At 32.1% G+C, this 19,936-nt stretch carries 20 protein-coding genes and 2 pseudogenes; 20 read left to right on the top strand and 2 right to left on the bottom strand.

Features of this window, described 5'->3' with window-relative positions:
• Positions 1-9 precede the first annotated feature (9 nt).
• The 20 genes from HNP63_RS05670 to HNP63_RS05575 all read left to right on the top strand — a co-directional run bounded on the left by HNP63_RS05670 (position 10) and on the right by HNP63_RS05575 (position 18,051).
• The gene (locus HNP63_RS05670; protein ID WP_183227467.1) at positions 10-2,634 is read left to right on the top strand and encodes a right-handed parallel beta-helix repeat-containing protein; all 2,625 of its coding nucleotides are present in this window, start codon (positions 10-12) and stop codon (positions 2,632-2,634) included.
• Positions 2,635-3,417, top strand: a complete 783-nt coding sequence (locus tag HNP63_RS05665; protein WP_183227465.1) for a hypothetical protein — start codon at positions 2,635-2,637, stop codon at positions 3,415-3,417.
• A gap of 12 nt (positions 3,418-3,429) precedes the next feature.
• The gene (locus HNP63_RS05660) at positions 3,430-4,200 is read left to right on the top strand and encodes a hypothetical protein (RefSeq protein WP_183227463.1); all 771 of its coding nucleotides are present in this window, start codon (positions 3,430-3,432) and stop codon (positions 4,198-4,200) included.
• A 10-nt stretch (positions 4,201-4,210) separates the two neighbouring features.
• On the top strand, positions 4,211-4,558 hold the full coding sequence (locus tag HNP63_RS05655; protein WP_012615094.1) for a hypothetical protein: 348 nt from the start codon (positions 4,211-4,213) through the stop codon (positions 4,556-4,558).
• The gene (locus tag HNP63_RS05650) at positions 4,555-5,745 is read left to right on the top strand and encodes a PBSX family phage terminase large subunit (protein ID WP_048830794.1); all 1,191 of its coding nucleotides are present in this window, start codon (positions 4,555-4,557) and stop codon (positions 5,743-5,745) included. The genes HNP63_RS05655 and HNP63_RS05650 overlap by 4 nt, the downstream gene beginning before the upstream one ends.
• 11 nt (positions 5,746-5,756) lie before the next feature.
• Complete coding sequence (locus HNP63_RS05645) at positions 5,757-6,785, top strand: anti-CBASS protein Acb1 family protein (protein ID WP_183227461.1); 1,029 nt, start codon at positions 5,757-5,759, stop codon at positions 6,783-6,785.
• 33 nt (positions 6,786-6,818) lie between these two features.
• Positions 6,819-7,367 carry a hypothetical protein gene (locus HNP63_RS05640; protein WP_048830792.1) on the top strand — a complete coding sequence of 183 codons (549 nt, stop codon included), beginning with the start codon at positions 6,819-6,821 and terminating at the stop codon, positions 7,365-7,367.
• On the top strand, positions 7,368-7,877 hold the full coding sequence (locus tag HNP63_RS05635; protein ID WP_183227459.1) for a structural cement protein Gp24: 510 nt from the start codon (positions 7,368-7,370) through the stop codon (positions 7,875-7,877).
• A 35-nt stretch (positions 7,878-7,912) separates the two neighbouring features.
• Positions 7,913-8,743: a hypothetical protein gene (locus HNP63_RS05630; RefSeq protein ID WP_183227457.1), complete on the top strand. Its 831-nt coding sequence runs from the start codon at positions 7,913-7,915 to the stop codon at positions 8,741-8,743.
• 15 nt (positions 8,744-8,758) lie between these two features.
• On the top strand, positions 8,759-9,097 hold the full coding sequence (locus HNP63_RS05625) for a hypothetical protein (RefSeq protein ID WP_183227455.1): 339 nt from the start codon (positions 8,759-8,761) through the stop codon (positions 9,095-9,097).
• Positions 9,098-9,112: 15 nt separating this feature from the next.
• Positions 9,113-9,505: a hypothetical protein gene (locus HNP63_RS05620; protein ID WP_183227453.1), complete on the top strand. Its 393-nt coding sequence runs from the start codon at positions 9,113-9,115 to the stop codon at positions 9,503-9,505.
• Positions 9,502-9,945, top strand: a complete 444-nt coding sequence (locus HNP63_RS05615; protein WP_073999361.1) for a hypothetical protein — start codon at positions 9,502-9,504, stop codon at positions 9,943-9,945. The genes HNP63_RS05620 and HNP63_RS05615 overlap by 4 nt, the downstream gene beginning before the upstream one ends.
• The gene (locus HNP63_RS05610; RefSeq protein WP_011704032.1) at positions 9,935-10,753 is read left to right on the top strand and encodes a hypothetical protein; all 819 of its coding nucleotides are present in this window, start codon (positions 9,935-9,937) and stop codon (positions 10,751-10,753) included. Before HNP63_RS05615 ends, HNP63_RS05610 begins: the two co-directional genes overlap by 11 nt.
• A gap of 20 nt (positions 10,754-10,773) precedes the next feature.
• Positions 10,774-11,202: a hypothetical protein gene (locus tag HNP63_RS05605; RefSeq protein ID WP_011704033.1), complete on the top strand. Its 429-nt coding sequence runs from the start codon at positions 10,774-10,776 to the stop codon at positions 11,200-11,202.
• Positions 11,203-11,291: 89 nt separating this feature from the next.
• Positions 11,292-11,489, top strand: coding sequence for a hypothetical protein (locus tag HNP63_RS05600; RefSeq protein WP_183227451.1), 198 nt, complete (start codon positions 11,292-11,294; stop codon positions 11,487-11,489).
• Positions 11,486-14,641 (top strand): tape measure protein, encoded by a 3,156-nt coding sequence (locus tag HNP63_RS05595; protein WP_183227449.1) that lies wholly within the window; start codon positions 11,486-11,488, stop codon positions 14,639-14,641. Before HNP63_RS05600 ends, HNP63_RS05595 begins: the two co-directional genes overlap by 4 nt.
• 320 nt (positions 14,642-14,961) lie before the next feature.
• Positions 14,962-16,074, top strand: a complete 1,113-nt coding sequence (locus HNP63_RS05590) for a plasmid maintenance protein (RefSeq protein ID WP_048830785.1) — start codon at positions 14,962-14,964, stop codon at positions 16,072-16,074.
• Positions 16,075-16,083: 9 nt separating this feature from the next.
• Positions 16,084-16,644 carry a DUF226 domain-containing protein gene (locus HNP63_RS05585; protein ID WP_012615090.1) on the top strand — a complete coding sequence of 187 codons (561 nt, stop codon included), beginning with the start codon at positions 16,084-16,086 and terminating at the stop codon, positions 16,642-16,644.
• The gene (locus HNP63_RS05580) at positions 16,620-17,384 is read left to right on the top strand and encodes a ParA family protein (RefSeq protein WP_183227447.1); all 765 of its coding nucleotides are present in this window, start codon (positions 16,620-16,622) and stop codon (positions 17,382-17,384) included. Before HNP63_RS05585 ends, HNP63_RS05580 begins: the two co-directional genes overlap by 25 nt.
• A gap of 106 nt (positions 17,385-17,490) precedes the next feature.
• Positions 17,491-18,051, top strand: coding sequence for a chromosome replication/partitioning protein (locus HNP63_RS05575; RefSeq protein WP_012615065.1), 561 nt, complete (start codon positions 17,491-17,493; stop codon positions 18,049-18,051).
• 265 nt (positions 18,052-18,316) lie between these two features.
• On the opposite strand, the pseudogene HNP63_RS05570 reads toward HNP63_RS05575, so the two are convergent.
• Together HNP63_RS05570 and HNP63_RS05565 are read right to left on the bottom strand one after the other, a co-directional pair.
• Positions 18,317-18,687, bottom strand: a pseudogene (locus HNP63_RS05570) (RNA-guided endonuclease InsQ/TnpB family protein); the annotation flags it as partial.
• 15 nt (positions 18,688-18,702) lie between these two features.
• A pseudogene (locus HNP63_RS05565) lies at positions 18,703-19,533 on the bottom strand (P12 family lipoprotein); the annotation flags it as partial.
• Between the last annotated feature and the right edge of the window lie 403 nt (positions 19,534-19,936).

Below are 19,936 nucleotides of genomic sequence, written 5' to 3'. Positions count from 1 at the left end.
TGCGGTAAATTGGAAGAACAAGATAATACAGTCCAAGGAATTGACTTGGAAAGTCCAGAAATTACTGGCCAAAATCCAGAAATATCAAGTGCCAAAGAAGATACAACACAAGATTGTACTTCTTTGGGGTTTGACATTGTATTCTACACGGATGAAGGTCAAATTTTTGAACTTACCCCTTTTGTAGATATTTCAAGCATTGTATTAGAAGAAAAAATAGTAGACCCAAGCTTAAAAACAGCATCAAGCAATTTCAGCTTCAGCGTAAGTGGCCTATCAGAAGATTTTTTGAATTTCTTATTTTTCAGAAACGAAGATATTTTCGTAAAAGTAAGCGACAACAAAAACCCCGTATTTACAGGAATTTTAGAAAAATTTTTCAGCAGAGATTTGTTCAATAGCACCAAAAGTGTATCGTTCACGGTCAATGACTACTCTAGCCTACTAAAGATTGCATTCGAAAATCCAGTTCAATTCCCAATCAATTTTTCACCAGACTGGCTTTTCGTATACAATCCTTTGGCAAAAGAGCTCTCACTTGTCCACCTAATAATAGGAAAAACTAAACTGAAAGACCTTATTGATGATGATGCTAGCGAAGCAATACTTGACAAAGTCCCCGCTGTAATCATTGATTGTGGAGAAAATGTAGAAACTATTTTACAAGCCTTGCTTTACGAATTTGGATACGCATACACTTTCTCTCCAATTGGTAAACTAAAAATTCTTCCAATTTGGAAAAGTGAAGTAATCAACAGAGAAATTGAAATTTGTACCATAGATGCCGAAAGTTATGTTATGTCAAAAAGTAGCTCCAGTAGCTACGATTCAACTAAAGTTATTTGGAGAGAAGGCAAATTCCAAAGCAAAGAAGAATCAATATCCAAAAAACGACCACTCTACTCAGCACCAATCAATGTTGCTGGTAATGATGGCAAACTTTACGTTGCAGTTCTTCAAAAAGGCGTAGTGTACCCCGACTTTGCAGACAAAGTCGGCAGCAGTGTTTTTCAAGAATACGACCCTAGTTGGCTAGACACAGTTTACAAATGGGACTTCAAAAGGCGTGAAGTTTGGCACGACCACTACGCCATAAATGAACATTTAGCAATAATCTCAACTCATAACCTTGAAGCAAGGTTTAGTGCCGACTCCTCCATCAAGCTTGAAAATAAAGAATATTTTCCAACAAAGGCTAAACTTTGGTTTAGAAACACTTCTAGTAGTCAAGGCTCCAAATATATTTACCACTTTGATATCTACGGAGACGTTTTCTACACAATAGCTCAAAATGTAATTCAAACTGACAATGCTGATGATTTTTACTCTAAAAAGTTTGAATACACAACCAGGTTCATTTTTTCCGAAGAATCCGCAGTAAGACTTTTTGAATTCCTAACAAACTTACGTGTCAAAGGACACACTATTGTTAATTTTAGGTCAATGCAAAATCTAAACATAACCGATTTTGTCAAACTTAGACTTGACAATATTGGGATTGATCATTTTTTCCTTATACTTTCAAAAAAAATTACTAACTTTGATCTAGATATCAAGCTTTACGAATACGAAGGAATCACCTGGGGTGACTACACTCATTATGAATACCTTACAACTTCAACTAAAATATCAGTAAGCGACTACTTGTCTGGGGTCAACAAAGTTGTTATTGCACCGTTTAATTACAATGGCGCTGAAACTTTCCAGTTCAAAGCTGACGGATTCAAAGACGAAGATACTCTAAACACCACAATTGAATTTGCAAAACAAGCAGGACTTAACAAAATCAAACTCCTCAACGGAGATTTTTACATTTACGATCAAGTAAACCTAAACAATTTGGAAATCCAAGGCAAAGACGAAGTGACAATAAGAAGTACGGGGTTTTCAAAACATATTTTTACATCAGAAAAATCATTCAAGCTTTCCGGGATTAGCATATGCCAGCAGCCATTAAGCGAGCTCTACATTAACGGAGGCACTCTAAATCAAGAAGAATTGTCAATGTACCTAGAAGACAAAAGCTTTACACATCCCCATGATGTAGTCTTCTGCTCTTCATATTCAGTAAAAGAAAATGCCAGATCATCAGTCTATGTTACAGATGCAAATTTTGTGTACATCAAAGATGTCACATTTCGTTGTGCTCTAAACAATGCACTGTATTTGAAAAAAGTAAAAAAAATCCTGCTAGAAGATGTTGATTTTGACTCTGCAAACCAAGGTTTCGAAATCAGTGACGCTAAAAATATTACGCTCGTCAACACCAACATCAAAAGCAGCAAAAAAGAATCGGTTGCAAGCGGATACAACATTATGATCAGGGAAAGTTCTTTTGAAAACAACAACAATGCACTAAAACTTTCGAATTTCTCAAGCGTAAAAATACTAGATTCTCAGCTCAGTAAAAACAAAGGTACAGCACTTCACTTAGTTGGCATTACTATCGCAAGACTAAACAATAATGTTTTTGTCGAAAACAAAGTCGGACTTGAAAATCATTCTTTTGACTTAATCATTCAAGACACTTTTTTAAAAAACACACTTGCTCTTGATCTATCAGATTCAAAAGGAAGAATAATTGATAGTAGCACTTATTCAGAAAATACTAAAGACAAACAGGAGGCCGCTTAAATGATAAGTGATGAAGACTTTGAAGAAATCAAAAAAAGACTTCAAGCCGACAACATCAAATTCCAATTTGGCGTTGGAACTATGGAAGAAGCAAAAAATTATGTTGGCAAACTTGGCGAACCCATTGTTGTCAAAGACAAAGAATTATTTGCCATTTGCAATGGCCAAGACACTACTAACAGAAAATATTACTCCCTAAATAAGAATACTAAACCCCCTATTGGTGAAAATCTAGAAGATTATCTAGAACATTTAGTTAACTGGTGCTTAGAAAACACTTACCCAGGGTTTTTGACCGCTGAGTTTGCCAAAGAAGGAACACTCTCAAGAAGTAAGCTGGTACAAGCTTTTGAGGATACTAAAAAATTTTGTATTCCAGATGGCAGAAGTCTTCCTGAAAGTTGTTTTGTAAAAGAAAAATTTGGAATATCTTATGCACCCAATTTGTCGGGTAGATTCCTACGACATTACGATTCTGGTGGTTACACTGATTCTGATGGTTCAAGAAGCTTAGGCGGTACACAAGAGCATTCTTTGGAAAAACATTCTCACCCCATCGACATAAGCGATTTGAAGAAACTGAAGGGGCGACTTATAAATGATTACTACTACATTAGAAGAGATTCTAATTGGTCTAGTGGCTCAACCAGTTTTCTTACAGGTATAGTTTACGGCGACGGTATATACCCGTGGAATTACCCTTTCAAAACAGAGGATATGGGAGGTAATGAAACTAGGCCAAAAAATACCTGTTACATATCATTTTACAGGTACGATTGGTAGGGGGTAAAATCAATGATTACACAAAAAGATTATGAAAGAATCAAAGAAAAACTACAAAAAGCCAAAACTCGCATTCAATTTAGAAATGCAGAAAAAGCAGACTCGCTAGGATATGAGGGTTCTATTGGAGAACCAATTGTACTAAAAGACAAACTTACTTTTTCGGTATGTGATGGAAAAAGCATTGATAACAGAAAAGAATATGAAATTACTAAAAGTGCGCCACATTTAGGTTCACTTAGTGAATATCTAGAACATATGATTTTGTTTTTTCTAGAAAAAACACCTGTTGGCGCTTTGACTGATAAATTCGCGCAAGAAGGATCAATTCTTACAAGAAATAAATTAATTGAAGCGTTCACGAACACAAACAAGTTTTGCATTCCAGACGGTAGAAGTTTGCCAAGCAATTGCTATGCATACAAAGTATTAGGAATATCTTCAACACCCAATTTGTCGGGTAGATTCCTAATACACTGCGGTTCAAGCAATTCTAGAAGCTTAGGAGACACACAACGAGATACTTTTGATAAACATTACCACTTCATAGAAAAGAAAAACCTTAATTTTGAAGGTAAATTGGTAGATGATGAAAAATATATTTTCCGTGATAAGGACTATTATTGGTCTGAAGGCAGTACTAGATTCATCACTGGTTTTGATAATTTGTGGATGGATCTTGGAGCTTTTTTGTTTCCAGAATCTACTGGTGAAAGCTATGGCTCCAAAGAAACAAGACCAAAAAATACCTGTTACATATCATTTTACAGATACGATCTTTAGGAGAAAAGTTATGAATAATTTAGAAAATTTAGAAATCCAAAAACTTTTGAAAAAATTAATAGGGGAAAAACTTCTTTCATACAATCAAGATTCAAATAACGCAAACAAACAAGCTTTGCTTAAACTATTTGTCAATAAAATGTTTGAATTCTCAAACAGTAATGTTCTAGCAACAAGTTTACATGCATTTAGAATGTTTTTTGCAGTTTTTGAAATGAGTGAAGCTGAAGATTTAGTACTAGACATTATTAACAAAGAAAAATTAATCATTGGAAACAATACAAGCACGGGTTTTGTAAAAAGTTGTTCTTATACTGAGGAAGAAATCAACAAAATTATTACCAAGGGTGAGCTATGAGACTAAGGCGACTCCCAATATACGTTAATGCTTATAAAGAAAAACCTAATGCTGAAATTTTCATATATTACTCCAGTAGAGGAACTGGTAAAACTTATGATATTGCAACTGTCAACTTAGAAAGAAAATTTAGCGTTGATGGAGGAGATACACTTGCAATAAGAAAAAAGAAAAACAAAACAACACAATCAATACACAAAGAAATTTTAGAACTTTTGAGCATATATGGCTTAAGAAAATTTTTCAATATAAGCAAAGCAAAAATTGAGAGTAAAAGTTTGATTTTTGGGAAAAAACGAGCCTTTGTTTTCGAAGGAGGCCACGACACAAGAGATTTGAAATCTTATGCGCATTTCAAAGACTTATGGCTAGAAGAAGCCAATCAGTTTAGCTCCGACGATATAGAAATGCTTATCCCTACAATGAGAGAACAAGGTGGCAGAATCTATATGTCAAGCAATCCGGTACCCAAGTCACATTGGCTATACAAAAGATACTTGGCAAATCAAGACAATCCCGCTGTTTGTATTATCAAAAGTACCTATCGAGACAACCCATTTTTGAACGGCGGTGATGTTGAAGCTTGGCTTGAAAAACAAAAACTTGCATATCATGGAAATGACATTGGATTTAGAATTGAAGTTTTAGGAGAAGAGTTTGATTTCGGCACTGCAAGATTAATCAAAAAATTCAATGTTTGTGAACCCAGTCTTATTTCCAGAGCTAATGGCAGCTACTACACAGGGGTACACATCAAGGGAAATAGAATTTGTTTTTTAGAAATTCTTGTTGGAAGAATTTCGTATCTTCCAGTTGTAATTGTTACAAACGCATGTAGCAAAGTGTTACTATCAAAAGCTGATTATCAAGCTGAAATTAACAATTTCAAGGGCACTTTTGTTCTTCCGGCTGCTAGAGAAGAACTCAAATATGTATTCTCTCGTTTTGGTAGAGGCACTTTGCTTGCAAAAAAACGAAATTTGTATTCACTCTCGGATTATTTGATACCGGCTAATCTTAGTGTAGTAAACATACCCGAAACAAATGATGTAATTTCAGAGTTCAACGAAACTGAATATTACTATGATGAATCTAGTGCAGAAGACAGCGAAGTTACAAATTTTGTTATGCAAAAAGATTTGACGTACATCCCGGCATTTCTCAACGCTGCATCTATTTTTAACTAAAGGAATCAAAAATGTTTAGAATGAAATTTTTCAAAAAAAACAAAGAAACTAAACTATTTCCAGTAAGCGAATACACACCACATCAAGACCAATTAAGACTTGCCCACCAAGTAGCCGAAATTTACGCGGGTTTTGCATCTTCCAGAGACATTGAGCATAAAGTTGGTGATGGACTTTCAATATTATTTGATAATAACTTTAGAGCTGTGATCAAAAAAATGGTCTATACGGCAATCTTATCTGGAGAAAGCCATTTTTACATAGTGGTTCCAGACTCCGATGATCCGCAAAAACCACTAAAAAAAGGATTTCCATGCCTTTGCTATAACTTTGGTGAAGTCCTTGATCAAGGTTCTTATTTTCTAAAAAATATCCATGAAAGTAGAATCATCGGTATGAAGTCGTCTTTCCTAAATTTCGAGTCTCTAAAAAAAAGCAGCAATATTATGAATACACTGCTCAATGAAACAGTAGGCTTTTTACGAGTTAACAACTTCACGTTTCTAAAATCAGCAACACTACCATCAGTCAAGGATATGACTGCATATGATCTGGCTGAAGTCAAAAAAAATATTGAGGGGGTTCTTGATAGTAACCACAAAATGATGATACTCGGAAGAGAAGATGATATTGCTAATGTTACAAGATCTGTAAGTCCACTAAGAGATGCTTTTGAAATCATTGTATCAGACATAACACTTCATTCTGGAATTCCAAAAGAAATACTATACCCAATATCTCCGTCTGGAGAAGGCAGTATTGGTAACTATGATATTTTTTACCTAAACATTGAGCAGATATGCAAACTAATGGTAACACCATTCATCAATGCGGTGCTTTTCAAGTTTGGATTAGAATCGAACTGGTGCTATAAACCAGTTAAGCCAATTAGCCAAAAAGAACAAGCTGAAATTGATGAAAAACACGCAAAAACTTTAGCAACTTACGTAGAACTTTTAATTAAAGCTAAAGAGATGGAAAATAATGATTTGTATCTAAAAATACAAAACGAAATGAATCAGTACTTGCAAATAATTTAGAAAGAAATTTTTTTAAAAAAAGAAGGAGGTTATATGCAAGAACAATCAAGTGAAGATGCTGTTGCAATTTCTGAATCTTTGCCTAAAAACGACAAAGAACTAGTAACAATATCTTCAGAAGAATATGAAAAATTAGTGTCTGATGCAAAAAAATTGCCGAACATGATATCACGAGAAGATTTTGAAAAGCGACTCGCTGAGGCTGAAAGTAACTTTACCAAGGCTAGAAAACAAGCTGAAAGACAAGCTGAGGCCAACGCATTCAAAGATTCCAAAGTTTTGACGAATCTTGAAAAAGCTTGTGAGCAGTATGAAATTACTCCGCCTTTTGCAAACGCTTTGAGCGTAAAAGACGCTAAGCTTGCATTTTTGGATGCAATGAAAAAAAAGTACAACATTAATTTTAGGATTGACGAAGAAGGCGATCTTGATGCGCAAATCGACAACATAAGCTTGCTAGTACAAGAACTTACAGCATTCAAACAAATGGTAAATGCAAGAAATCGATTCGCAGGCCAAATAATCAATAATACATTGGCACAAAGATACAAAAACGAATTATATGCTTCAAGGAGGATGTAAATGCCAGATTTCGATTTCACAAAAATTTGTAAAAAATTCGTTTTGGGAGTTGACCACAAAGCATGTGTCCATCAAACTGAAACTGCAATAGTTGATGTTGAGTCCACACCGATTAGACCTGGAGACCCAGTTTACTCAAGTAGATCAAGCGAAATGGGAGAAGTGTTAGTAAAAGCTGCAACTGCAACAGCTGGAGTTGGCCATATTCGGGGATTTGCATTAAAAAAAGAGCGTATATCTTTATTGGAAGATGAAAATTACTCTCCGGGTGAACTAATTCCAGTAAGACGTGCTGGTGAAGTAACGGTTACGTTAGATAATGCCTTTACAACTCCCAAAATTGGCGACTATGTTTTTTTGAAGGCAGGAAAACTTGTGAAAGACGGCAAAGGGGGTGTTCAAGTTGGCAGAATTAAAGATGTTAGTCTTGAACAAAATAGTAAAATTGTTTTGCTTGATGTAAACATTGGTCCAGAGTATGAATCCAGTGGCAGTAGAAAATTTACGTAGACCCTAAAAAATTATGAGATAATAGGAGGAAAATTTTGAGTAGAAGTATTTTTGTAGATTCAAGTGGTAGTTACAGCGGAGATATATTACAGCTTGCAAAAAATGGTCTTGAAGAGCTTATGCCTTACAAAGTAATCAATAGAAATGATCTAAGGCAGGGATATTACATTGTCAAAAAAGCAACAGTTGAGCACAATGTCACAGCCACTTTTGGTGATCATAGTAATGAAATTGGAAGAAGTAGCATTTTCTTCAAAGAAATGGCTTACAAGATGCACGTATTTGATACAGTACAACGGATTTCTCTAAAAGACCTCATGCGCGGAACTATAACTGAAGACGAAGTAAAAGCTAATCTAGAGCTTGGCCTTATGAAAGATGCATACCATTCTGTTATTTTTGGTAAAAAAAACATTAATATGGAAGGTATCGCAAATTTGAAAGGAAGGAGTAAAATTTCTGTTGAAACACTTACTAATGGATTTACTTTGTATGAAAAAGTAGCACTTGCAAAACGGGAATCAGAAAAGTACAAAGAAAAACTTGATGGGAAATATCACCTTTTAGTTCCCCATAATTATGCACATCTTTTACTAGAGTTGTACAGTGAGCCTCAATATGTAACAGTAAAAGAAGCGCTTTTTAGAGATCATGATGTTGTAACTGCTGTCTTCAAGGGCCTAAAAAATCCTATACTGTACGAACCAAATGGAGAAGTTATGTTTGTTCCAATGTTGCCAGAAATATTCTTTAGAAAATTTGCATCCCCAGACGGAGATTACATTCACGCTTCAATGGAATCGGCAGGAATAATTCACTTTGAACCGCAAGAAGTTGTCGAAATTGAAGTTACAAAACCTAGTTAGTAGTAAACTTAACAAATGAGTGAACTTGACGATCTTATTATGTGGATCAACCTTACTAGGATAGAATCTTTACACATTGCGTGTACTAAAGAAGACGGAAGCATTAGTATCCCAGATCAAACCAAAGTACAACTTTTCGAGGTTTTAAGATATGCAAAATCGATTTTAGCCTTGTACCATATGGGAACTGCCTACAAAAATTGGCTTGTAATTTTGCTTGATGTTCTTTACTTAGAAGTTTTCAATATTAGGTGTAAAGGAGATCAAAAAGAGTGTAAATTTAAATATTTACTCTCTCAACTTGATTTCCTATTCCCGCGTATTGATTCTTGTCCTTTTCTTTATATTGGTTGATCAAAAGGAAAACAAATGGAAATTGGAGAAAAAATAAGAAAATCAATATTTGATAATGCAAAAACCTTTGTGGGATTCAAAGTTAAAAAAAACATGGAGCAATTGAAATCAAGTGTCCCTGGAAGATTATCAAATGTAACAAAGATTGATTTAGAAGAAACTTCTTTGGGAATAGATCTAAAGATAAAAGTAGACTCCCCTCTTGCTGAATTTCTAGATTCGGGAAAAGCATATGGGAATAACTCTTCAAGTCCAAGCTTAGCAAAAATTAGGAATTGGGCAGCATATAGGGGTATAGAATCCGCTGCAGTGCCTATTTGGCTATCTCTGAAGAAGAGAAAACCTAAAACCCAATATACAAACTGGACAAGCGATTTAGTAAGGGAGTCTGCAAAATTACTTAGATGAAGTACATAGAAGAATTTGTCATTAATCTTAAAAAAAATTTGAAAACTTACTTGACTACTTGTAAACAAACAACCACAAAAGTATATTACAAATCTGAAATGTTTGCATGTTCAACTTTAGAATTGCCATCAATTGTCTTTGCAGTAAAAAGTACTGGAGAAATTCTGAATCATTGCAAAAATTATTCGATGCTTTTGTGTCCAAAGTTCATAATTTACACGGAGTGTAGCATGCGTCCTACTTTAGGACTTGAGATTGCAAATATAATTGTGGCGTTTCTGATGCTAAATTATTCGTTGAAGTATTTTAGCATTGACGATTCCCAGGTTGAAGACGAAAATTCTGATGCAAGAATGGTCACATTGGTTGATTCAACATTGGGAATTAGAATAGATGGCGCTGATTACATTAATTGTCGTGGAGGTAAAAATGGCAATTGAAAAATTAAGAATGCCGACTGGCGCAGTGCTAGTTACGGTCAATATTGAAAAATTCAAGTGGAATTTCAAGGGTTCAGACATCAAAAACAATAATGAACCTTCTGGAACAGATCCTACTAATTTAGTTGTAAAAGATTTGGGCTCAAACATAACAAAGCCTAGCAAATGGAAGTCAATTAGCGAATGCATTTTTAGGGTGAAAAAGATTGATTCTAAATCAAAACTTACATCAGATTTAGATCTAAAAGAAGGCAGCATTTTCTACTATAACAAAGATCTTTTGACAAAAATATCCGCCGCATGTGATAATGCTGATGAAATTGATGTTCTACTTTTCAAAACATATTGCTTAGGGTATTCATACACCATCAGCTCAACAAAAGCTACAGAAACTCTAAAAACAACTTGCGGATCAATCTCAGCAATTGGAAAAATACCAGAGCAAACTGTTGAGTTTAGCGGATACTCCGTTAGAGAAACCGCAACTAATAAGGAAGAAATCCTAGATACATATATAGAAAAATCGCATTTCATAACACAAGATATTTCAAAAAATAATAACCAATGGCAAATTGGAAAACGTAGTTTACCTACAAATTACGAGTTCACGGTACTTTTTGTAGATCAAATTGCAGATCAAGATCAAAGAACCAAATTCATGGTGGGCGAAGGACAAATTGCAACTTACAACCCAAGCCAAGACTTGAACAATCAAAAAATCGATCTAAAGTGCCAGCTTACTCTGACAAAACCCTTAGTATCGCTTTCATGCGACTATATTCAAGATGCAAGGTTCTTTAAGATTTAGGAAAGATTTAGGAGACAAAAATGGTAATTAATGTTAATTTGACTGGCAGGGTAATGTTGCCCTATATCCCAGACTATATTAGAAACAGCAAGGAAAAGATCAAAGAAGAAGAGAAAGCATATGTGGTTTTGAAAGACATTAACTACGGGTTTGTGGAAAAGATAAAAGCAAGACAAATCGAACTTTTCAAAAAATTGAATGGCGAGAATGGTAAAACCAATTCCAATGCTATGATTGAGTCAACAAGCGCTCAAATTCAATTCGTAAAAAAAATTTGGGATGAAAATGTGGTAGAATTTGTCGGCCTTGAAAATCAACAAGGAGAAGTTATCACTAAAGAGATGGTTGAAAGTGACGGTATCTTGTTTCAAGACATGCTTTCAAGTCTTGCAATCGAAATTAATTTCCTGGCAGATACTCTAAGGGTTGAGCGTGTTTCAAAAAAGTAGAGCTTGCATTCGCTTATATTACAAAAAAAAATCACTATGACCAAATTCTGAATTTTGCAGACCGCGTGAATTCAGAATTCATAGTGAATATGAAAAAGGAACTTTCTTGGATCAAATATAATGAGGATGCTATTCTACATTTACTAAATCAAGCCTTACTTTCAAAAAGTATTGGCAGTTTGCCCAATAGGGGCGGCCTTTTTGAGCAAAATTACTGGTTTGTTTTAGTTTTGAATGAACTCAATTTGTACATCAAAAATCTTGAGAGAGAGAGCATAGGTAGATGAAACTTGATGAAATAATAATTCCGCTATCAATGTCGATCAGCAACAATCAAAAGCTGGACTCAATAGCAGAAACTCTAAAAAAAATTGCCGAGCAAAAATTTGCAAGTCTAGATAATTTGAAGTCAAAATTAGAAAAATCTGCTAAATCTGGATCCAATCTAGAGAAAGCGCTAAACAAAAGTTCGCAGAATGCTAGTAAAAACTTCAAATCTCTTGCAGATTCTGTTGATTCTGTAAATTCTAAAGCTGGTGGCATGAAAAGTATAGGCAAAGTTCTAAAAAGTGTTGGAAAAGGCTTAGGAAATGTAAAGAATTTGGCAAACAAAACCGGTGAAGCATTCAACCAAATGTTGGCAGCTTTTGCCCCAATTATTATAGCTGTAAAGGCTCTACAAGCAATTGGCTCTACAATAAGTGGAATTTTTGATGGCGCCATGGATGCTCTTGATGAATTCAACGAAGAAGTGTCAACGTTTTCTGACATGCTTGGAAACGAAGACCTTGGAAAATCTTTAGCAGAATCCATGAGGGCTTTTGGCGATGAAACTCTTTTTACTAGAGATGCTATTACTAATGCTACTAAGACAATGCTTTCTTATGGGGCAACTGCAAGCGAAGTTGAAGAAAGAATTAGAATGTTTGGAGAGGCTGCTGGTGGAAGTAGCGAGGGGCTTGAGAAATTAGCCGAAGTATATTCTCGTGTAGAATCTAGTAACCAAGTGAATTTAGAAGATTTGTATGCACTTCGTGATGCTGGTGTTGATATTACAGACATTTTAGCAGAAGAAGCCGGTTTAGCTGGAGAGGCATTATATAAGGCCGCGAGCGATGGAAAAATAGGGTTCGAGGCTCTAAATAAGGCTCTTTCTAAAGCCACTAGCGAAGGTGGTAAATTTTACGGGAACACCGCCAAAGAAGCAAAAACTTTAGCTCAAGCACAACAGCAAACTGCTAAAATGAGTGAAAAGCTTTTCTTAGATATTGGGAAAGCTTTAGAGCCAATGATGATTGGATTTGAAAAAGTAAAACAATTTATGATAAAAGGAATTTTGGATCCATTAACAAAAGTCACCGCTGCGGTTATTTACCTGATCAACAAACTTACAGAGCTTGTGGTATATGTTTCTGGAAAGCTTGTACAAGGCTTCAAGATTGCATTTGACCCAATTATCAAATTGATCCAAAAAGTCATAGATATGACAGTTAAATTGTACGAGGGTTTCAAAAAAGTTTTAGGATTGTCCAAAAAACCTGAAAAAGAAAAAGAGGAAAAAGACACTTCCAGTCCCGAACCCCAAAGAGATAAAAAATTTGATCCAAATGCAAAAACCGATTTCAACAAAAAGATGGAACAAGACTATCAAAAGCTGCAAGACGACATATTCAATGCACAAAGAACAATCTTTACAAAGACTGGGGAAGAACGAGAAAAAGCGTTAAGGGCGCTTGAAAAAACCATCAAGAACAAAAACCAAGAATTTCTAAATGCATACTCCAAAAGTTTTGATAAGTTGTCGGACGAGAACAAGAAAATTTTAGTCGGAGTTGAAAAAGCAATAAACGAATTCAATAACTCTAATTATGATTTTGTGAATGAGTACCAAAAATTACTAAAAGAAAAAGAAAGTCGTGAAAGAGAAATACTATTAACCCTACCCCATGCAGATCAAGAAAGCGCTTTACAGAAACTGAATGACGAAATCAATGAAAAGAACAAAGCGTTCGTAGTAAAATATGAAAAAAGTTTCACAACTCTAAACGAGTCTAACAGAAAAATTGTAGCCGAACTTGAAAAGCAGGTTAATGAATTTGAAAAAACCGCTTTAGATCGATCTTTTGTCGAGGCTCAAAAAGCTCTGCAAAAAGAAATAACCGAATTAGAGTGGAAAACAATGCTACTTCCAGCAAAAGAAAGAGCAAGTGCTGAAAAAAAGATGGCATCCGACATTCAAGCAATGTACAAAAAATTCGTAGATGAGCACAAATCGCAATTCGACAAGCTAAATGAAACCAACAGAAACACACTAAAACAAATGGCTGAGAAAGCTAAAGATACTGCAAAAAGCTTATATGACAAATGTTTGGAAAATCTAGATAAATTTACCGAATTTACAGGCAAAATTTTGAATAAGCAAGGGGGAGAAAAACTTGCTGAGGAGGGCGTTGGTCATTTTATAGACTATGCAATACAGGGTGCATACGAGGGATATAGAAATTTGAGGAAAAATGTGGCAACAGCTTACCTTGGACAGCTAGGTACATTTTTGGCGGAATTAATTGAGCAATTAGAGGATTTCTTTTGGGGGATTCTAACTGGTTACGGTAATGTTCGAAAGAAAAAAATCGAAGAACAACGAGACAAAGATTTAGAAGAACTTGAAAAACGAAGTGAAATTGAACTAAAGAAGCTTGAAGAGAAATTTGATGCAGAAATTGCAATGAGAAAAAAAAAATTGAGCGAATTAGATGATGAATACTCTAAAGAAATAGAATTTCTAAAACAAGCACAAAGTAAGGGCCAAATATCTGGTGAAGAATTTCAAAAAAGATTACACGATGTACAAACAGAGTACAAAACAAAAAAAGATATAGAAACTACCAAACTTACTAAAGCTGAGGAAAATAAGAAAATAGAAACCGAGAGGCACAAAAAACTTTCCAACCTAGAAAATGAACGAATCAAAGCACAGGCCGAAGTCGACAAGATAAATGCTGATCCGGGATACTTAGGTACTGGATTTTATTTCGGAAAAGCTAGTAATTTAGAAAAGACAGAAAAAATTTTAGATGAAATACTAAAAAGAATTGCAGCAGTAAAATCAGCAGGCTCTATCGAAGAAATAAAACTTGCTCGTGGTGGTGCACGATTTGTTTCAAATAAACCGACATATATGCCAAACTCAGGTGTAATGTCTAGTGAGTTTGGGCAACCTGAATTGGTAAGAATCACTCCTGCACCAATAGATGAAAATCTACGCAAACTTGAAGCTAAAATCATTGCAGAAGAAATTACTAAATTACAAAAAAGCCAAAACAGTACAGTTATAAATAATTTTTATTATAACTTTAATGGGGATGTGCTTGATGCTGAAAAATTAGTTAGAATGCTAAAATCAAAAGAACATCTAATGACATTTCGAATGGCTGAATAGTAAAAAAATATGAAAAAATTTTCAAACTACTTTGTATTTTACAATTACTAGTATATAATTATTAGTGTTGATAGTTCGTAATTTATTACTGAACTTTCAACACCTTGAAAAAGACCGTTAGCTTTTGCTGATGGTCTTTTTCTTGCACTCTAATAGTCATACAATATACCTACTACATTTTTTTACTTTTTGAGTTTCAGTAAAAAATTTCATCATTTTTGTTGAACAAGTTTACTTTTTATTATTTTTTGAGTTATTATTAATAATCATGTAATATGATTATTAATAAAATCTATACACCAAAAGCCTAGAGGTAAAAAATGAAAAATACAAAAATTCCTAACAATAAATACCAGCACAAATTAATTGTTTTAATATCAACATTAAATTATATAAACTCAACCCTTGAACAATATACCCAAAGCGATCTCCTTTATTACTTTAATAGTAATATGAAAAGGAATGGTCAAAGAGAAATTAAAATTAAAACACTTCAAAACTATCTTTATAAACTAGGAACAGTTTTTAAAGTAACTAATAACTACTACAGACATTTAGGTATTAACATGGGTACTGAAGTTTACTACAAACTTAAATACTCTAAAAAAGAGTGTTACCGAATAGTTAATAAACATTTTAAAGATTCAAAAAAGAATAAATATAAAATCCGTGTTAATTCATATTTTAAAAAGAATTGCATTAAAAATAGCAGTGTAGAAAAAAAGGAGTGTTATTATAATATATATAATAAGAAGGAAGAAAAGAAAAAAAATATTACCTCCACAGAAAAATTACAAATCGAAAAATATATTAAAAAATGCAACTTTAAATCAAATATATTCTACTCTATTTTAAATTTAAGATTAGAAAAAAAAGATACAATTGAAGTATGCAAAATGTTAAAACGGTTTGAAAATTTAATTGAGAAAAACATATATGGAAAAACCAATAGTATTAAGCTAATAAAAGCAAGTAAACTTAAAAACAAGCAAAAAGAATTAAGAAGAATACTAAATGAAATAAAGAATGACTTAGAAAACGAAAATTATGACAATAAACAATTAGAAATACAAATCAAAGATATATATAAGCAATATAAAAACAAACCACACTTCATTATAGAAAAAAATAAATACTGTGACTTAGAGAAGATAGTAGTAAAGTTAAAAAATAATCTTAAACATATAAATACAAATACGAAAAAATCTAAAACAAATATTAAAAATAATATCTTCAATATACTTATCGAGCAATTAAAAAACAAAATAGAGATTAAAATTTTCATACCAATATTAAAAAATTATTTAGATAAGCAAAACAAATTAGAGTATGGCAAGGTATTTAATAACCACTACTATTATGAGATTTTAAAGGAAATAGAACTTAATGAATGTTATTCACAATCAAAAGAATTTAAAAAAAATGCCAATTAAGGATTAGTTATGAACAGTATATTAAAACGTCTCAAAGCCAAAAAATCAGAGATTAGAAAAAATAAAAAAACTTGCATTTTTATTAAAATAGAAAATAACAATGATAGGAAAATATATCACACAAGAATAATGAATGATTTATATGTATTTGGTGTCAATAAAAATCAGAAAAATAAATTCTTCATTTCATTTAGAGGATTATTTAATAAGCAAAAAATCAGTGAATTTAATTTATTTTCTCTAAAAGGAGAAGATAAATTCTTAGGTATTTATTATGGATACAGAAAGCCAATACAAAACATCGTAACAAAATATCAGGAAAACGGCATTACAAAATCATATACCTTTTCAAAGGCTTATTATATGGAATTTAGATTTAGTAAAGGAAGTGTCTCTTGCTATATTAAAGGGATGTCTCGTTTAATTAAAAAAGAAAAATCAGAAACACAGTATAATCAATCTTTACTTGAATTAATAATTAAGTTGGAAAGAGAAGTGTATAAGTTTTACAATAAAAAGTTTCCAAATGGAGGAATTATAAAAAAATGGATAGAAAAAAAACAGAAATAATAACAATTGCATCTATTAAGGGTGGCGTTGGTAAAAGTGTATTAGCAATTATTTTTGGTTTTATTTTAAAGAATTTTGATAAAAAAGTTTTACTGATTGATTTAGATCCTCAAAATAGTTTGACCAGTTATTTTATTGAGTATATCAAGGGTGTTGAAGGGATTAATGTATACTACATGTTTAAAGAGTATAAAAACTTAGATTTAAATAAGTATTTAAATAAAATCAATAGTGAGATGTATATTATTCCTTCTCACCCAATTCTATGTAAATTTGAACAAGAAGATGAAAGATATAAAGAACAATTATTGGAGCATTGTATAAAAAAAATTTTATACAATAACGATTTTGATTACATAATAATTGATACACCCCCTAGTTTAGGCCCATTATTATACAATGCTTTGAATATTACGGATAAGGTTATAATACCTATTCAAATCGAAAGGTGGTCTGTTGAGGCATTCCCTATGTTAATGGATGCAATAGAAGAAGTTAATATATTTAAAAATAAAAAAATAGATGTTTCAATAGTAGAAAATCAATTTATTAAAAATAGAAACACTTTTAAAGATGTAGAAGAGGTGGTGTTTAAAAATTATGGAATGTTTATTAAGGGCAAAATCCATAGCCTTAACAGTATAAAAGTCTTAATTAACGAACTAAAAGAACCCGATGTTGAGGCAATGTATTATAAAGAGGCTCAGGAAGCTTTGGAAAAAATAGTAAAAGTACGCTAAACGTACTTTTACTATTTGTTTTTCAAAAAGTACGCTAAACGTACTTTTACTATTTGTTTTTCAAAAAGTACGCTAAACGTACTTTTTGAAAAAAAGGGAGGTAATAATGTCTAGGAAGGATCGAAAGGAAATTATTCTAAATAATAGAAGAACCGGTGTTAATCAATTTGAAAATAGTTGTGATAAAGATGATGAAATAGAGTACGAAAGTTATAAAAATCAAATAAGAAGAATTACTGTAAGTGAAGTAAATAATAAAATTGAATTAATGGAAATTTTATATAAAATAAGAACCAAAAAACTTTATCAATTTGATGGATACAAAAAATTCGATGATTTTCTTAAAAAATTCGTCATAGCAAGGAGTCAGGCATTCTTATATTTAAGGCTTTATAAGAAAGTGTTGTCGGGAGATTTAAAAATAGAGGAAATTAAGCAATTCGGATTTGCAGAAACATATAAGAGAATTAAGAACTCTAATATAGATAAAAGCAGTACAAAAGAAAATTCAATAAAGATGCTAAGATTTAAACTTAAAAATAGGGAAAGTTATGATTTTTATGGTAAAAATGTCAAATTTACTAGTTACTTTTTAGATAGGGTTTTTACGGATAAAAAAGATTTACTAGAAGAGTTTATGAAAGAGTTTGAGAGTTCACAAGGGTAGGTGAAGGGAGTATTCTTTGAAATTTTGATCAAAAATTTTGTAAATAAGGATTGATTTTCTTTAGAATTCGTTGTACTATGATTGTTATCAGTGGGATTATTATTCATTATTAATCCTCTGGTTATTTGGTGTTCAATTTCTTAAAGGCCTCAGGTCTTGGTTGTAGATTTTTTTAAAAAGAGTTTACAATTAAGGCCTGAATGTTAGTCATTCTATCTGTGAACTACTATTTCTATAATCTTTGATTTAGAAATAGCAGTTCACCATCCAAGCACTCAACTGCTACTGAAATATAATATTTATCATCAATATCTTTTTCTACTACTACATTTTTAATAACTTCATTGCTCTTAATATTTCTATGTAACGCCAATTTTACAAATCCTATTTTTGGCAACTTTATATAATTATTTTCTATTCTTATTGAATTTTTTTGATTATTAGTTCTATAGGTTTGTCTATTTTTCTTGCTTTTATATTTAGGAAATCCTTGTGTTCTATTTCCTTTTTTAATTTCTCTAAAAAAATTACTATACGCAGAATTTAAGTCAATCCATGCGCTACAAAGAGCCAAACTATCAACTTCCTTTAGAAATGGAAATTCATTTTATAATTACTTGGATTAACACTAAGACTTGTTAAAACAGTTTTTGCATTTTTAATAAGTTTTTCTATTTCTTTGCTTTTTGCCATTGCCTCAACTTTTTTATAGCCGTGAGACTCGAATTTATTTAAAACATCCTCTGCTTCAATTTTAGATTTCCTAGATAGTTGTGATGCTGCGTAAGATACTCTATTTTTATTCTTTAATCTTTTGATAATACTTTCTTTTAAACTTTCCTGTGCTTTGTTGAAAAATACAGCTGCAGATTCTATCTCTTGTGTTGCAATATCAATTTCATTTATGAGGTTTTCAAGTTCAAGATCTATTTTTAAATTATTTTGCAATTGTACTAATTCTTTTATTTTAGTTTTATTAATACTGTAATTTTTTTTTAGGGTTGTTAATTCATCATGAATTTTTTCTCTTACATCTTGAAAATCAGATTTTATTGAAACATATCTCTTTTTAATATTATTAATATCTTCAGCTAATTTAGAGAATCCGCCATATTTTGTAATGATACTCTCTACACGTTTAATTGTTTGATCTGCTTCTTTTTCTTCATTAGTGTATGGGATTAAGTCTTCTTTTTTGATCTCTTTTTTTTGATTATTTTCAATTAAAGTATTATTGGGGATATCAGCCCCATTATTATGTGGTAATAAAGGTATTTCGGGGTTTTTAGGAACGATTAAATTATCATATTCCTGTTTTTTAGAATTTTTGGATAAAGTTTTTTGCTTTTCTTGAATATTATTTGCAATTTCTTTTGTTTCATTATGTTTTTTTTGTTCTGTATTATTGAGTAATTTAGAATTTAGATTACAAGACGTTAATCCCAAAATTAATATTATGTGTAAAAACAAATTTTTTCGCATGAAAATATTCTCCTTTTTAATCGATAATATATATTACAAAGTAATAATTATTCTCAATTAATATTATATACTAATTTAATCAATTTACAATAAAATATAAATAAAATTATTTATTATTAATGCAATTTTGGATTTTTTAGGGGGAGATGATTTTTTTTTTCAATATCGTTTTAGTTGCTTGAATGCGCATTTTTAGCATGTTGTTTTCTTTTTGGAAAAAATATCGTACAATAATTAGTATTCTTTTGCAATAATTTGTGATCCTTCAGCAATCGAAGAGAGAGCTTTGGAGAGACTACCTTTTCAAATAATAAGATTATTAATAGATAGGTTGTCTCATACTTTATACTAAATAATAATAATATTTATTATTATTATTTAGTATAAAGTATGAGACAACCTA

The sequence above is a fragment of the Borreliella afzelii genome (genome assembly GCF_014202295.1).
In the GTDB taxonomy this organism is placed as follows: domain Bacteria; phylum Spirochaetota; class Spirochaetia; order Borreliales; family Borreliaceae; genus Borreliella; species Borreliella afzelii.
The sequence above is the reverse complement of the archived record's forward strand: the minus strand, read 5'-3'. Positions and strand labels throughout refer to the sequence as shown.

Coding starts and splice junctions, on each gene's coding strand:
- HNP63_RS05640 (WP_048830792.1), top strand. CDS start 6,819: ATGCAAGAACAATCAAGTGAAGATGCTGTTGCAATTTCTGAATCTTTG.
- HNP63_RS05635 (WP_183227459.1), top strand. CDS start 7,368: ATGCCAGATTTCGATTTCACAAAAATTTGTAAAAAATTCGTTTTGGGA.
- HNP63_RS05620 (WP_183227453.1), top strand. CDS start 9,113: ATGGAAATTGGAGAAAAAATAAGAAAATCAATATTTGATAATGCAAAA.
- HNP63_RS05605 (WP_011704033.1), top strand. CDS start 10,774: ATGGTAATTAATGTTAATTTGACTGGCAGGGTAATGTTGCCCTATATC.
- HNP63_RS05590 (WP_048830785.1), top strand. CDS start 14,962: ATGAAAAATACAAAAATTCCTAACAATAAATACCAGCACAAATTAATT.
- HNP63_RS05645 (WP_183227461.1), top strand. CDS start 5,757: ATGTTTAGAATGAAATTTTTCAAAAAAAACAAAGAAACTAAACTATTT.
- HNP63_RS05625 (WP_183227455.1), top strand. CDS start 8,759: ATGAGTGAACTTGACGATCTTATTATGTGGATCAACCTTACTAGGATA.
- HNP63_RS05595 (WP_183227449.1), top strand. CDS start 11,486: ATGAAACTTGATGAAATAATAATTCCGCTATCAATGTCGATCAGCAAC.
- HNP63_RS05660 (WP_183227463.1), top strand. CDS start 3,430: ATGATTACACAAAAAGATTATGAAAGAATCAAAGAAAAACTACAAAAA.
- HNP63_RS05650 (WP_048830794.1), top strand. CDS start 4,555: ATGAGACTAAGGCGACTCCCAATATACGTTAATGCTTATAAAGAAAAA.
- HNP63_RS05600 (WP_183227451.1), top strand. CDS start 11,292: ATGAAAAAGGAACTTTCTTGGATCAAATATAATGAGGATGCTATTCTA.
- HNP63_RS05665 (WP_183227465.1), top strand. CDS start 2,635: ATGATAAGTGATGAAGACTTTGAAGAAATCAAAAAAAGACTTCAAGCC.
- HNP63_RS05575 (WP_012615065.1), top strand. CDS start 17,491: ATGTCTAGGAAGGATCGAAAGGAAATTATTCTAAATAATAGAAGAACC.
- HNP63_RS05655 (WP_012615094.1), top strand. CDS start 4,211: ATGAATAATTTAGAAAATTTAGAAATCCAAAAACTTTTGAAAAAATTA.
- HNP63_RS05580 (WP_183227447.1), top strand. CDS start 16,620: ATGGATAGAAAAAAAACAGAAATAATAACAATTGCATCTATTAAGGGT.
- HNP63_RS05615 (WP_073999361.1), top strand. CDS start 9,502: ATGAAGTACATAGAAGAATTTGTCATTAATCTTAAAAAAAATTTGAAA.
- HNP63_RS05610 (WP_011704032.1), top strand. CDS start 9,935: ATGGCAATTGAAAAATTAAGAATGCCGACTGGCGCAGTGCTAGTTACG.
- HNP63_RS05585 (WP_012615090.1), top strand. CDS start 16,084: ATGAACAGTATATTAAAACGTCTCAAAGCCAAAAAATCAGAGATTAGA.